The sequence below is a fragment of the Microbacterium sp. SSM24 genome (assembly GCF_025989145.1).
Classification (GTDB): domain Bacteria; phylum Actinomycetota; class Actinomycetes; order Actinomycetales; family Microbacteriaceae; genus Microbacterium.
Window position 1 is genome coordinate 2,513,893 of sequence record NZ_JAPDNQ010000001.1, and the last position, 12,718, is coordinate 2,526,610.

A 12,718-nucleotide genomic window follows, 5' to 3' on the forward strand; every position below is an offset into this window, starting at 1 on the left:
CGGTCGCACAGACGACATTTTGTGACTGCGAAGTTTGCCCGCGCGGCCCGACGCGCGGGCGAGGCTCACTCGGCTGCGGGCGGGCGGCGCAGGCGTCGGGCGAGGACGGCGTCGATCGCGATGCCGAGGCCGACCGCGAGAGCGATCGACACGACCACCGCCACGACCGGGCCGCCGGGGAGGAGGGCCGCGACAGCCGCGCCGATGAAGGCCTGATACCCCGCCCACGCCAGCGCGGCGCCCGCGGCGATCGCGACGTACCGGGGTGCCGGAATGCGGCTCGCACCGGCGGTCAGGTTGACCGCGAGCCGCGCGAACGGGATGAACCGCGCGGTGAAGAGTACGAGGGCGGCGCGGCGCTCCAGCCGTGCACGGGACCATGCGAACGCCGCACGCACGCGGGGGGTGCGCATCCACCGCCAGCGCTCCAGGCCGATCGTGCGTCCGACGAGATAGCAGGCGGCATCGCCGATCGTCGCGGCGACGGCCGCCACCGCGACCACCGCCCACAGCGGCGGCTCGCCCTGCGCCGCCGCCAGCGCACCGAACGCCGTGACGGCGGCTTCGCCCGGCACCACGACCAGGAAGGCGTCGCCGAGCACGAGTGCGAACAGCAGCGGCAGCGCCCACGGACTCGCGGCGACGGCGGTCAGCAGGTCTTCGAGCACGCCTCCTTGGTACCCGGACACGGTGAACGGCGACCGAACGACGCCCGTCCGGTGACGAGCGTCGGTGCATCCGGTGAACTCTCGCCGAAGCCGGCCGGTTCGCGGCATCCGGTGCCGCCGCGTGCCCCCACGCTGGAATCGTGAGAGTCGCACTCCTCGCCGAATCGTTCCTGCCCCACATGAACGGGGTCACCGGGTCGGTCCTTCACGTGCTGCGCCACCTCGCAGCCGAGGGCCACGAGACCCTGGTGATCGCCCCCCGCGCCGGGGAGGTGACCGGCGACCTGCACGGCGCGCGCACCGAGCTGCTGCGGTCGGTGCCCCTGCCGAGCTATCCGGAGGTGCGGGTGGTGTTCGCGCGCGCCGCCCGCCTCGCCGCGATCCTCAAGGACTTCGACCCCGACGTGGTCCATCTCGCGTCGCCGTTCGTCCTCGGATGGCAAGGGCTCGCCGCCGCCGACGCCCTGCGCGTGCCGACGGTCGCCGTGTTCCAGACCGACGTGGCGGCCTACGCGGAAAGGTACGGGATGCCCGGCGCGAGTGCGCTCGTGGGCCGGCACATCGCCCGCCTGCACCGCCGCGCGACGCTCACCCTCGCACCGTCGACGGCGTCGCTGCGGCAGCTGGACGCCCTCGGCGTCGATCGGCTGCGCCGGTGGGGTCGCGGCGTCGACACCGCCCGATTCACGCCGGAGCGCCGCAGCGATGCCTGGCGCTCGCGCATCGCGCCGGGGGAGACCGTGATCGGCTACGTCGGGCGTCTCGCTCCCGAGAAGCAGGTCGAGGATCTCGCGGCGCTCGCCGACCTTCCGGGCACGCGGCTGGTGATCGTCGGAGACGGCCCGTCGCGGCAGGTGCTCGAGCAGACGCTGCCGCGCGCGGTCTTCACAGGTCATCTCGGCGGGACCGATCTCGCCGAGGCGCTCGCGAGCTTCGACGTGTTCGTGCACCCCGGCGAGTCCGAGACGTTCGGCCAGACGATTCAGGAGGCGCTCGCGAGCGGTGTGCCCGTCGTGGCCACCGGTGTCGGCGGACCGGTGGACCTCGTACGCTCGAGCGTCGACGGCTGGCTCTATCGCCCCGGCGACCTTCGCGATCTGCGGGCGCGCGTGTCCGATCTCGCGGGCGACGCGGGCAAGCGGCGCGCGTTCGCCGCAGCCGCCCACGCGTCGGTGCGCGACCGGACGTGGGATGCCGTCTGCCGGCAGCTGGTCGGCTTCTACGACGAGTCGCGGATGCTGCGCCCCATCGACGACGCGCTGCTCCAGCGTGCAGGGACCCGGCCATCGGCCCCGGTCGCAGTGTCGCGGGAACGTCCGGGCTGGACGCGGTACGTCGCCCTGGGCGACTCGCTCACGGAAGGGCTGTGCGACACATCGCGCATGCCCGCTGGGAAGTACCGGGGATGGGCCGATCGCCTCGCGCAGCTGCTCGCGAGCGAGGGCACCGGCCGCGAGCCGTTCCGCTACGCCAATCTCGCGGTGCGCAGCCGCCGGATGCGGGATCTGACGTCCGAGCAGCTCCCGGCGGCCGTCGCGCTTCGTCCCGACCTCGTCTCGATCCTGATGGGCGCCAACGACCTCGTCGCCGGCCGCGCCGACGTCGCCGCGCTCGCCGCCGAGCTCGAGTCCGCCGTGCGGGTGCTGCGCGCGACCGGCGCCGATGTGCTGCTCGTCACCCCCTTCCTCCCGCGCAGACGCGCCGCGAGGCTGTTCGCGTGGCGCTTCGCGCACTTCGCGTCCGAGCTCCGGCGGATCGCCGAGACGACGGGCGCGATCCTGCTGGACCTCGAGGCGCTGCCCGCGATCGGAGACCTCGATCTGTGGGCGGACGACAAGGTGCACCTCCGGTCGCGCGGTCACCGCTTCCTGGCGTATCGGGCCGCCGATGCGCTGGGCGTGCCCGACGCCGAGGCGCTCGGCGGTCTCGACGCCGCGCTGCACGCCGAGGACGATCCGGCGGCACCGGGGTCGTGGCTCCGACGCGACGCGCTGCCCTGGGTGTGGCGCCGCGCGCGCGGCCGGACCGCGGGCGACGGCGTCGCGGCGAAGCACACCGCGTACGTCGTCGTGGGCGGACGCGGCGATGTGCGGGAGCGGTCCCGGTTCTAGCGGCGGCGGTACTCGGTCTCCGGTCGGCCCGGCGTGCCATAGCGCGGCGCGCGCGAGGCCGCACCCGTCGTCACGAGGTGCTCGAGGTACCGTCGCACGGCGACACGCGACATGCCGAGTCGTTCCGCCGCCTCGACCGCCGAGACCGGCTCGTGCGCGTGCAGGTCTGCCGTCACTCGCGCGAGCGTGTCGGCGGACAGGCCCTTGGGCAGCGCGACCGTCGCCGCCGGGCGCAGCGCGCCGAGGAGCGCATCGATCTCGGCCTGCGTCGTCGATGTTCCGGCTGCCTCGCGAGCGCGCCTGCGGTACTCGACGTACTGCTCGAGCCGCTCGCGGAAGGTCGCGAAGGTGAAGGGCTTCACGAGGTACTGCGCCACGCCGAGCCCGACCATCTGGCGCACGACGTCGGCGTCGCGCACGCCGGTGATCGCGATGACGTCCACGTCGGCGCCGCGTGCGCGCACATGGCGCAGGACGTCGAGACCGGTGCCGTCCGGCATGGTGATGTCGAGCAGGACGAGGTCGATGCCCTCGCCGTGCTCGAGGACGGCGGAGATGGCTGCGCGGGCACCCGTGCACTCGGCGACGACCTCGAACCCGTCGAGTCGCTCGAGGTACGTGCGGTGGAGTTCGAGGGTCAGGGCGTCGTCGTCGACCACGAGCACGCCGATCATGAGCGCCTCGCGGGAAGGATGACGGTGAACACGGTCGGATCGGCGGCATGGTCGATCGACCCGCCCGCGCCCTCGGTGATCGAGCGCACGAGCGCCAGGCCGACACCGCGCCCCTCGGGTCCTGGTTCCTTCGTCGAGAAACCGTGCTCGAAGATCCGCTCGTCGAGTTCGGCGGGAACCCCGCCGCCGCTGTCGGAGACGTCGATGCGCAGCATCCCTTCGCCTGCGGCGGAGAAGCGGACCCGCACCCACCGCGGCACGGCCCCGGCCGCCGCCGCATCGAGCGCGTTGTCGATGAGATTGCCGACGACCGAGACGGCATCGACGGGGGAGAGGATGCTGCGCGGGGCGTCTTGCGCGATGTCGGCGGTCCACTCGACGCCCCGTTCGCGCGCCTGAGCCGCCTTGCCGAGAAGCAGCGCGCCGACCGTGGGGTCGCCGTCACGGCGGGCGGCGACCTGGTCGACCAGGTCCTGACTCTGTCGAGAGGTTTCGGTGAGGATGTCGATCGCCTCGCGCGTGCGGCCGAGTTCCAGCAGCGACACCGCTGTGTGCATGCGGTTGCCGTGCTCGTGGGTCTGGGCGCGCAGCGCCTCGCCCAGCGTCCGCACCGACTCGTAGGACGACACCGCGTCGCGGATCGAGCCGGCCGGAAGGTCTCCGGCCACCCGCCGCGTCGTGCGCTGCGCGAGGTAGGCGCCGACGAAGCCGGCCGCCAGCAGGGCGCCCGCGACGGCGAGCACTCCGGGCAGTCTCGGCACGATGTCGGAGGCGATGCTGCCGACGGTCACGCCGACCGACACCCAACCCACGAGCTCCCCGTCGCTGAGAACCGGCACGATGGTGCGCACGCTCGGCCCCAGCGTGCCCGTGAACTCCTCGGTCGCCGGCTGCGCCTCGGCCGGAATCGTTCCCAGGTACGGGCGCCCGATCTCGTCACGATCGCGGTGGGTGACGCGGATGCCGTCGGGAGTCATGATCGTGACGAAGTCGACGCCGGCGTCGTCCATGACGGATTCCGCGAACGGCTGCAGGCCGGCGTGCGAACCGTCCGCGAGCCCGGCGGTCACGACCGGGGTCACGGCGAGAGAGGTCGCGACGGCGCGCGTGACCTCCTCGGCCTCGGTGCGCGCCGCGCGCTGCGCGTCGAGCACCAGGAGCGCGGCGATGAGCAGGACCAGGGCCGTGACGGCGATCGCGACGACGACGAACACGCGCGATGCGGCGCTGCCCTGTCGTGCGCGTGCGTCCACGGACTCACCCCTCGCGATTCGTCGTCGTTCCCATCTTCACGCGCGGCGAGATGGGACGGCGCGAAAGCACCGCAGCGACGAAGAAGCAGATCGCGCCGACCGCCGTGCCGCCGTTCGCCCACGCCTCGTTGGCGAGCTCGCCCGTCGCAGGCACGATGTACGCCCCGACGGCCGAGACGCCGAACGCGACCGATCCGATGAAGTTCAGGCCGGTGCCGTGCCACGTGCGAGCCTCGGGGTCCCACAGCCGCCGCCGGTCCTTGGTCGCGACGATCGCGAGGAAGCTCGAGAGGAGGAACGCCAGCGATCCCCACGCGTCGGGCTTCCACCCGACACCCACGGCGTCGGGTCGTGAGATCGCGGCAGCGAGTGCGACGCCCGTCGAGAGGTTGAACAGGAGGGTTCCGGCGAACTGGATGGCCGCCGCCCACCAGTCCACGAGGTCGGGCTTCGACATCTCGCGGTGGGGGATGCTGCGGCCGCTCAGGCTGAGCTGGATGAAAGCGGCGAGCGTGAAGAAGATCGAGCCCACGAAGAACGTCACGTTCGTGCCGACGGCTCCGGCCCATGACGCGTAGAACGGCAGCGACCCCGCCAGGAAGCACAGCGAGCCGATCATGAACCCCCAGGCCTCGCGCCGGAGTCTTCGGGCTGGCGGCGGTGCGGTCATCATTCCTCCGGATCGGGACGAGGGGCGGAGATCGAGGCATCCGCTCTGCGACCAATACGACCACAACTCGTCTCCGAGCGCGCGACGCCGCACGCTGGGCGTCATGCCGGAGATGGTCCGGCGCCGAGCGGACAGCGACTGTCCACCCCTTGGAGGCGATGATGGCTCTTTCGACCCGGACGACTTCGTTCCGACTTCCCGGCTTCAACTGGCGCCGCGGCAAGCAGGCGTGGGACAAGCACACGTGGCTCTACATGGCGGTCATCGCCGCTGTCGTGCTCGGCGCGCTCGTCGGCCTCATCTGGCCGGAGGTCGGCGTGGCTCTCAAGCCGCTCGGCGAGGCATTCGTCGCGCTGATCAGGATGATGATCGCACCGATCATCTTCTGCACGATCGTGGTGGGCGTCGGCTCGATCGCGAAGGCGGCGACCGTCGGCAAGATCGGCGGGCTGGCGCTGCTGTACTTCATGGTCATGTCGACGTTCGCGCTGGCCATCGGCCTGGTCGTGGGCAACCTGCTGCACCCGGGAGAGGGCCTGAACATGGCCGGCTCGACGTACGAGGTCACGGGGGAGGCGAAGACCACGCAGGAGTTCGTCCTCGGGATCATCCCCACCACGTTCTTCTCGGCCTTCACGGGTGAGAGCGTGCTCCAGGTGCTCTTCATCGCGCTGCTCGTCGGATTCGCACTGCAGCAGATGGGCGACAAGGGCCAGCCGATCATGAACGCGGTGAAGCACCTGCAGGCGCTGGTCTTCCGCATCCTCGGCATGATCCTCTGGCTCGCGCCGGTCGGCGCATTCGGTGCCATCGCCGCCGTCGTCGGAAACACCGGCATCGCGGCGATCTGGGCTCTCGGAACGCTGATGATCGCGTTCTACATCACCTGCGTGCTGTTCATCGTCGGGGTGCTCGGAACACTGCTCTTCGCCGTGACGCGCATCAACATCTTCAGCCTCGTGAAGTACCTCGCCCGCGAGTACCTGCTCATCGTGGGAACCTCCTCGTCGGAGTCCGCCCTGCCGCGGCTCATCGCGAAGATGGAGCACCTCGGCGTCTCCAAGCCCGTCGTGGGCATCACAGTCCCGACCGGATACTCCTTCAACCTCGACGGCACGGCGATCTACCTCACGATGGCGTCGCTGTTCATCGCGAGCGGCATGGGCGCGCCGATGTCGATCGGCGAGCAGATCGGTCTCCTGGTGTTCATGATCATCGCGTCCAAGGGGGCGGCCGGAGTCACGGGCGCGGGCCTCGCGACGCTCGCCGGCGGACTGCAGGCGTACCGCCCCGACCTCGTGAACGGCGTCGGCGTGATCGTCGGCATCGACCGGTTCATGTCGGAGGGTCGCGCGCTCACGAACTTCACGGGCAACGCCGTCGCGACGGTCCTGATCGGCTCGTGGACGAAGGAGTTCGACGCGACCCGCGCCCGCCGGGTGCTGGGCGGCGAGCTGCCCTTCGATGAGACCACCCTCTCGGGCGACGACCACGACGGCATGTCGGACTCCCGCGACGCCGTCGGCGTGCAGGGACTCGAAGAGGCCGCAGTCGCCGAGGCCGAGGCCAAGGAGAAGCGCGCCCGCGAGCGCGAGTCGCTGCTCAGCCGCTGAACGCGCTATCACGCCGGGTCCGTCCGCACACGCGGGCGGACCCCTCGCGTGTCAGGACGGGTCGATCTCGCCCGACTCGATCGCCGACTCGCGCTCCTCGAGGTCGAGCTCATCCATCTGGTCCTCGACCGACTCCATGGGATCGAGGGTCGCCGGAGGCAGCTCGAACTCGACCTCGTCGCCAAGTGGCACATCGCGCTCGTCGTCGGGGATGCGCTCGCGGAAATCGCTCATGGCGGCCGCCTGTGGTCTATCCGCTCTTGCGGCGGAACTCGCGCTTGGTCACGGCGCCGTGCGTGCCGTGGATCGACGAGTCGCCGTCCATGTGCGCCTCGCCCTCGCGGTGATGCGAGTTCTTCTTGTCGAGTGCTTCCTTGAACTTGCGCTTCATCTCATCGGATGCCGCGCTGGCCGGCTTCTCGTCGGTGCTCATGACTCCACCCTAAGCACCTGCGGCGTCCCGGCACCAGACGCCGCCAGGATCCGAAGCCGGTGCTAGACGAGGACCATCCGTGCAGCGAGGAAGAGCAGGACACCCACCGTGACGGCGAGCCCGACGATCCCCGGCCAGCGCGGACGGGCGCGCACGACGGCGAGGATGCCGACGATCAGCGATGCCAGTCCGACGGCGGCGGTCGCGAGGATCCCGCTGTGCCGGGCCGTCACTGGTAGGATCGCAAAGGTTGCCCTGAGGCATCCGCTCAATTCAACATGAGCTCACGGAGCAGGCCGGCAGCTAGCTGGTCCCCTGTGGTGGTCTCCTCGTCGCGTTCGCGCCGGGTGGATTTCTACTGGTGGCCAGTGCTGGCGCGAATCCGCGGTCACCGCCGCGCGCCGAGATCTGCCTGTTCCTGCTCCTTCGAAGTGCTCGCGCATCATACGGATCCGCGAGTCTAAACAAAGAAGGAGAGACCTCTTGGAAGGTCCTGAAATCACCGCCGCCGAAGCCGTCCTCGACAACGGACGCTTCGGCACCCGCACCGTCCGGTTCGAGACCGGACGACTCGCCCAGCAGGCGCAGGGTGCAGTCGCCGCCTACCTCGACGAGGAGACGATGCTCCTGTCGGCCACCAGCGCCGGCAAGTCGCCCCGCGAGGGCTTCGACTTCTTCCCGCTGACCGTCGACGTCGAAGAGCGCTCGTACGCCGCGGGCAAGATCCCCGGCTCGTTCTTCCGTCGTGAGGGCCGCCCCTCGACCGAGGCGATCCTCGTGTGCCGTCTCATCGACCGCCCGCTGCGTCCGTCGTTCGTCGACGGTCTCCGCAACGAGGTGCAGATCGTCGTCACGGTGCTCTCGATCGCGCCCGGCGAGTTCTACGACGCGCTCGCCATCAACGCGGCGTCGCTGTCGACCCAGATCTCCGGTCTGCCGTTCTCGGGCCCGATCGCCGGCGTGCGCCTCGCGCTCATCCCCGGCCACGGCGAGAACGCCGACCAGTGGATCGCGTTCCCGACCGTGTCCCAGCTCGAGGAGGCCGTCTTCGACCTCATCGTCGCCGGACGCGTCCTGCCCGACGGTGACGTCGCGATCATGATGGTCGAGGCCGAGGCCACCGAGCACAGCTGGAACCTGATCAAGGCCGGCGCGACCAAGCCCAGCGAGGAGATCGTCTCGCAGGGTCTGGAGGCGTCCAAGCCGTTCATCAAGCAGCTCGTCGAGGCGCAGAACGCCGTGGCGAGCACCGCCGCCAAGGAGGTCCGCGAGTACCCGGTCTTCCTGCCCTACAGCCAGGAGACGTACGACTTCGTCGCCGGCCGCGCCTACGACAAGCTCGTCCCGATCTACCAGATCGCCGACAAGCAGGACCGCCAGAACGCCGATGACGAGCTCAAGGATGCCGTCAAGGCCGAGCTCCTCGCCGCCGTCGAGTCGGGTGAGCTGCCGGCCGTCGCGACGCTGGAGTTCAGCGCCGCGTACAAGTCGGTGACCAAGACGATCGTCCGCGGTCGCATCCTGGCCGAGGGCGTCCGCATGGACGGCCGTGGCCTCGCCGACATCCGTCCGCTCGACGCCGAGGTGCAGGTCATCCCGCGCGTCCACGGCTCGGCGATCTTCCAGCGCGGAGAGACCCAGATCCTGGGCGTCACCACGCTGAACATGCTCAAGATGGAGCAGCAGATCGACTCGCTGTCGCCGGTGACGCACAAGCGCTACATGCACCACTACAACTTCCCGCCGTACTCGACCGGTGAGACCGGTCGCGTGGGCAGTCCCAAGCGTCGCGAGATCGGGCACGGCTTCCTGGCCGAGCGCGCACTCGTGCCGGTGCTGCCGAGCCGCGAGGAGTTCCCGTACGCGATCCGCCAGGTGTCCGAGGCTCTCGGCTCGAACGGCTCGACGTCGATGGGTTCGGTCTGCGCCTCCACCCTGTCGCTGCTCAACGCCGGTGTGCCGCTGCGCGCGCCCGTAGCGGGCATCGCAATGGGCCTCGTCACCGACCAGGTGGACGGTCAGACCCGCTACGCGGCCCTGACCGACATCCTCGGCGCCGAGGACGCGCTGGGCGACATGGACTTCAAGGTCGCCGGCACGAGCGAGTTCGTCACGGCGATCCAGCTCGACACGAAGCTCGACGGCATCCCGTCGTCGGTGCTCGCGGCCGCGCTGACCCAGGCCAAGGAGGCCCGCCTCACGATCCTCGGCGTGCTCAACGCCGCCATCGACGGCCCCGACGAGATGGCGCCCACCGCGCCGCGCGTCATCAGCGTGCAGATCCCGGTCGACAAGATCGGCGAGCTCATCGGGCCCAAGGGCAAGACGATCAACGCCATCCAGGACGAGACCGGCGCGCAGATCTCCATCGAGGAGGACGGCACCGTCTACATCGGCGCGGTCGACGGCCCGTCGGCCGAGGCCGCCCGTGCCCAGGTCAACGCGATCGCCAACCCCACCAACCCCGAGGTGGGCGAGCAGTTCCTCGGCACGGTCGTGAAGATCGCGACCTTCGGCGCGTTCATCTCGCTCCTGCCCGGCAAGGACGGCCTGCTGCACGTCAGCGAGGTCCGCAAGCTCGCCGGCGGCAAGCGCGTGGAGAACGTCGAGGACGTGCTCGGCGTGGGCCAGAAGATCCTCGTCAAGATCACGAAGATCGACGACCGCGGCAAGCTGTCGCTGGAGCCGGTGCTCGAAGAGGCAGCGGACCAGGAAGGCTCCGCCGCCGCGAGCGAAGGCCCGGGAGACGCTCCCGCCGAAGGCTGATCGCCCGAGGTGCTGTCCGGATGCCCGCTCTCTCCTTCGCGGAGGGGGCGGGCATCCGTCGTTCTGCCGGCCGACCGGTGAACAGGTCCGCCGAATGGGGGACATACGGCTGATGCGCGCCGCCTCGTGATGAAAGCGTTATGCAATGTTTACCGACTGTACGCGTCGGTGGTCGGCCATGTGTCCGGACTGGCCTACCCTCATAGGTACGTGCCGGGGGGTGCGGAATCGGTATCACGGAGAAGCCCACGGGACTCCTCGTGAGGGGGTGAGTCATGGCTGTCTTCGGCGTTGGATCGACGCTCTCTTCGCAGAGCGCTCAGGTCGGTGCGCCCCTGGGCGTGCATCCGTCCGCGCCGATCCCCGTGCAGGGGCCGTCGATCGGCACCAGCGTGCGTGTCGCCCTCGGCGAGAGCGGATTCGACGTGTTCCCGCTGATCCTGGGCGGAGCGGAGTTCGGGTGGAACGTCGACCTCGAGTCCAGCCACGCCATCCTCGACACCTACGCCGAGCTCGGCGGCAATGCCGTGCACACGTCCGACAGCTTCTCCTCGGGCCGCAGCGAGCACATCATCGGCCAGTGGATCCACTCGCGCGGTCTGCGCGACGAGGTCGTTCTGGCGGTGCGGGTCGGCGGACACGCCGACAATCCTGGGCTCGGATCCGTCAACCTGATCCGGTCGGTGGAGGCGTCGCTCACGCGACTGCGCACCGACCGCATCGACGTGCTCTACCTCGACGCGACGACCGACACGACGTCGGCCCTCGAAGACACGCTCGCCACGGCGGAATGGCTGGTCGAGACCGGAAAGGTCCGCACGATCGGGGCGGTCGGCTATACGCCCGCGCAGCTGGTCGAAGCGCGCATCTACTCGTCCGCCGGCTTCCCGCGCATCACCGTGCTCGACGTGCCGTTCAACGTGCTGCGGCGACACGAGTTCGACTCCGACCTTCGCCTCGTCGCCGGGGCGCAGGGCATGGCCGTGACACCCTCGCACGCTCTTGAGCACGGCTTCCTCGCCGGGCGGCAGCGCACGCGGCTGCGCGGGGCCCTGTCGGTGCGAGGAGCTCAGATCGCCGCCAACCTGAATCGACGGGGGAGTCGCACGCTGCGCGCGCTCGATGCCGTCGGCAGCGAGCTGGGGGTGCCCGACGCCGCGGTCGCGCTCGGGTGGCTGCTCGCTCAGAAGCTCGTCACGGCGCCGATCGTGAACGCGTACGCGCCACAGCACGTGGAAGAGCTCGTGCAGGGTGTGGGTGTGCGCCTGAGCCGTGCACAGCTGGCCGATATCGCCCGCGCAGCCGAATAGCACGCCGACACGTCCACGGACCGTGATCGTTTCGTGACGTAGGCTGAATGAGTGTCCCGTCGGGGCACGCGACCCCCGACGGAGTGAGCTGCGTGACGCACTACATCTACCTCGTGCGGCACGGTGAGCACCAGGATGCCGAGCACGGCCTCGTCGACGGACCCCTGTCGCCGCGCGGTCGGCGCCAGGCCTCGCTCCTCGCCGATCGTCTGTCGGGCGTGCCGTTCGACGCCGTGTGGCATTCGCCCCTGGAGCGGGCCAGCCAGACCGCGCGGGCCGTCCAGGAACGCATGCCGTCGTTGCAACCCGAACCGTCCGCCCTCCTCTTCGACTGCGTGCCGACGGGGATGACCGACGACACCCCGTCCGCCTTCGAGCCGTTCTTCGGCTCGGTCACCGAAGCCGAGGTCGAGGCCGGGCGCGCTCAGATGGCCGATGCGGTGAGCGAGTATCTCGCGCGCAAGCGCGGCGAGGTGCACGAGCTGATCATCACGCACAACTTCGTCATCGCGTGGTTCGTGCGCGAGGTGCTCCAGGCGCCCGAGTGGCGCTGGATGACCCTCAACCAGGCGCACTGCGGGCTCACGGTGATCGCGCAGAAGCAGGGGCGCCCGTGGACCCTCCTGTCGCACAACGACCTCGCGCACCTCCCGGTGGAGCTGCGCACCGGTCTTCCCGAGGTCTACCCGGTCTGAGCGTCGTCCCCGAGCGCCTTGCCGTACCAGCGGGACGCGTTCGGGTTGTCGTTGTAGGGCTCGATCGCGACGAACCCCGAGCGCGCATAGAGCACGCCGGCGGCCTCGAGCGAGTGGTGGGTGTCGAGTACGAGCTCGCGCGCGCCGAGATCCCTCGCGTGCTCCTCCAGCCCGTCGAGCAGCAGGCGTCCCCAGCCGCGGCCGCGGGTCTCGGGGCGCAGGTAGAGGTGCTTGACCTCGTAGCGCGTGCCGTGCGGACCGTCGGCGATGTGACGGATGCCGCCGCAGCCGACCGCGCGGCCCTCGTCGTCGACGACCACCAGGAACACCCCCGCGGGCGGGACGAACGCGGCGGGCAGCGGGAAGGTCGTCGTGTAGGCGACATCCTGGTCGGCGAAGCCGGCCGTGCGTGCCTGGAAGTACTCGGCGAGGAGCTCGTGCGCCTCGGGGGAGTCGACGGGGGATTCGCGCAGTGCTGCCACGTCCTCCAGCGTAGGCGGCGCAACGGGTCGCGGAAGCGGTCGC

General features: G+C 70.4%; 13 protein-coding genes. 5 read left to right on the top strand and 8 right to left on the bottom strand.

Going from position 1 to position 12,718, the window contains the following annotated elements; genetic code table 11:
- Window positions 1-65 precede the first annotated feature (65 nt).
- Entirely contained in the window at window positions 66-668 is a 603-nt protein-coding gene (locus OL358_RS11590) for a DedA family protein (RefSeq protein WP_264710119.1), read from the bottom strand.
- 140 nt (window positions 669-808) lie between these two features.
- Between OL358_RS11590 and OL358_RS11595 the strand changes: the two genes are divergently transcribed.
- On the top strand, window positions 809-2,779 hold the full coding sequence (locus OL358_RS11595) for a glycosyltransferase (RefSeq protein ID WP_264710120.1): 1,971 nt from the start codon (window positions 809-811) through the stop codon (window positions 2,777-2,779).
- On the opposite strand, the gene OL358_RS11600 is transcribed toward OL358_RS11595, so the two are convergent.
- Genes OL358_RS11600 through OL358_RS11610 form a run of 3 tightly spaced genes read right to left on the bottom strand, consistent with a single transcriptional unit; the run spans window position 2,776 to window position 5,325 of the window.
- Window positions 2,776-3,453: a response regulator gene (locus tag OL358_RS11600; protein WP_264710121.1), complete on the bottom strand. Its 678-nt coding sequence runs from the start codon at window positions 3,451-3,453 to the stop codon at window positions 2,776-2,778. The genes OL358_RS11595 and OL358_RS11600 overlap by 4 nt on opposite strands.
- Window positions 3,450-4,706 (bottom strand): ATP-binding protein, encoded by a 1,257-nt coding sequence (locus tag OL358_RS11605; RefSeq protein ID WP_264710122.1) that lies wholly within the window; start codon window positions 4,704-4,706, stop codon window positions 3,450-3,452. Before OL358_RS11605 ends, OL358_RS11600 begins: the two co-directional genes overlap by 4 nt.
- Before the next feature lie 4 nt (window positions 4,707-4,710).
- Window positions 4,711-5,325: a YrhK family protein gene (locus tag OL358_RS11610; RefSeq protein WP_264710123.1), complete on the bottom strand. Its 615-nt coding sequence runs from the start codon at window positions 5,323-5,325 to the stop codon at window positions 4,711-4,713.
- Between the two features lie 212 nt (window positions 5,326-5,537).
- Between OL358_RS11610 and OL358_RS11615 the strand changes: the two genes are divergently transcribed.
- On the top strand, window positions 5,538-6,989 hold the full coding sequence (locus OL358_RS11615) for a cation:dicarboxylate symporter family transporter (protein WP_264710124.1): 1,452 nt from the start codon (window positions 5,538-5,540) through the stop codon (window positions 6,987-6,989).
- Window positions 6,990-7,040: 51 nt separating this feature from the next.
- Here the strand turns inward: OL358_RS11615 and OL358_RS11620 are convergent, their stop codons facing one another.
- From OL358_RS11620 to OL358_RS11630, 3 genes are all read right to left on the bottom strand, one after another.
- The gene (locus OL358_RS11620) at window positions 7,041-7,223 is read right to left on the bottom strand and encodes a hypothetical protein (protein ID WP_264710125.1); all 183 of its coding nucleotides are present in this window, start codon (window positions 7,221-7,223) and stop codon (window positions 7,041-7,043) included.
- 16 nt (window positions 7,224-7,239) lie between these two features.
- Entirely contained in the window at window positions 7,240-7,422 is a 183-nt protein-coding gene (locus tag OL358_RS11625; protein ID WP_264710126.1) for a DUF5302 domain-containing protein, read from the bottom strand.
- 62 nt (window positions 7,423-7,484) lie between these two features.
- Complete coding sequence (locus OL358_RS11630) at window positions 7,485-7,655, bottom strand: hypothetical protein (protein ID WP_264710127.1); 171 nt, start codon at window positions 7,653-7,655, stop codon at window positions 7,485-7,487.
- Window positions 7,656-7,905: 250 nt separating this feature from the next.
- Here OL358_RS11630 and OL358_RS11635 point away from each other — a divergent pair, with 250 nt between their 5' ends.
- From OL358_RS11635 to OL358_RS11645, 3 genes are all read left to right on the top strand, one after another.
- Window positions 7,906-10,188 carry a polyribonucleotide nucleotidyltransferase gene (locus OL358_RS11635; protein WP_264710128.1) on the top strand — a complete coding sequence of 761 codons (2,283 nt, stop codon included), beginning with the start codon at window positions 7,906-7,908 and terminating at the stop codon, window positions 10,186-10,188.
- Between the two features lie 275 nt (window positions 10,189-10,463).
- Complete coding sequence (locus tag OL358_RS11640) at window positions 10,464-11,498, top strand: aldo/keto reductase (protein ID WP_264710129.1); 1,035 nt, start codon at window positions 10,464-10,466, stop codon at window positions 11,496-11,498.
- A gap of 92 nt (window positions 11,499-11,590) precedes the next feature.
- Entirely contained in the window at window positions 11,591-12,193 is a 603-nt protein-coding gene (locus OL358_RS11645) for a histidine phosphatase family protein (RefSeq protein WP_264710291.1), read from the top strand.
- Here OL358_RS11645 and OL358_RS11650 read toward each other — a convergent pair.
- Window positions 12,181-12,675: a GNAT family N-acetyltransferase gene (locus OL358_RS11650; RefSeq protein WP_264710130.1), complete on the bottom strand. Its 495-nt coding sequence runs from the start codon at window positions 12,673-12,675 to the stop codon at window positions 12,181-12,183. The two genes, OL358_RS11645 and OL358_RS11650, sit on opposite strands and share 13 nt — an antisense overlap.
- Window positions 12,676-12,718 lie beyond the last annotated feature (43 nt).

Coding starts and splice junctions, on each gene's coding strand:
- OL358_RS11600 (WP_264710121.1), bottom strand. CDS start 3,453: ATGATCGGCGTGCTCGTGGTCGACGACGACGCCCTGACCCTCGAACTC.
- OL358_RS11610 (WP_264710123.1), bottom strand. CDS start 5,325: ATGATCGGCTCGCTGTGCTTCCTGGCGGGGTCGCTGCCGTTCTACGCG.
- OL358_RS11620 (WP_264710125.1), bottom strand. CDS start 7,223: ATGAGCGATTTCCGCGAGCGCATCCCCGACGACGAGCGCGATGTGCCA.
- OL358_RS11615 (WP_264710124.1), top strand. CDS start 5,538: ATGGCTCTTTCGACCCGGACGACTTCGTTCCGACTTCCCGGCTTCAAC.
- OL358_RS11640 (WP_264710129.1), top strand. CDS start 10,464: ATGGCTGTCTTCGGCGTTGGATCGACGCTCTCTTCGCAGAGCGCTCAG.
- OL358_RS11625 (WP_264710126.1), bottom strand. CDS start 7,422: ATGAGCACCGACGAGAAGCCGGCCAGCGCGGCATCCGATGAGATGAAG.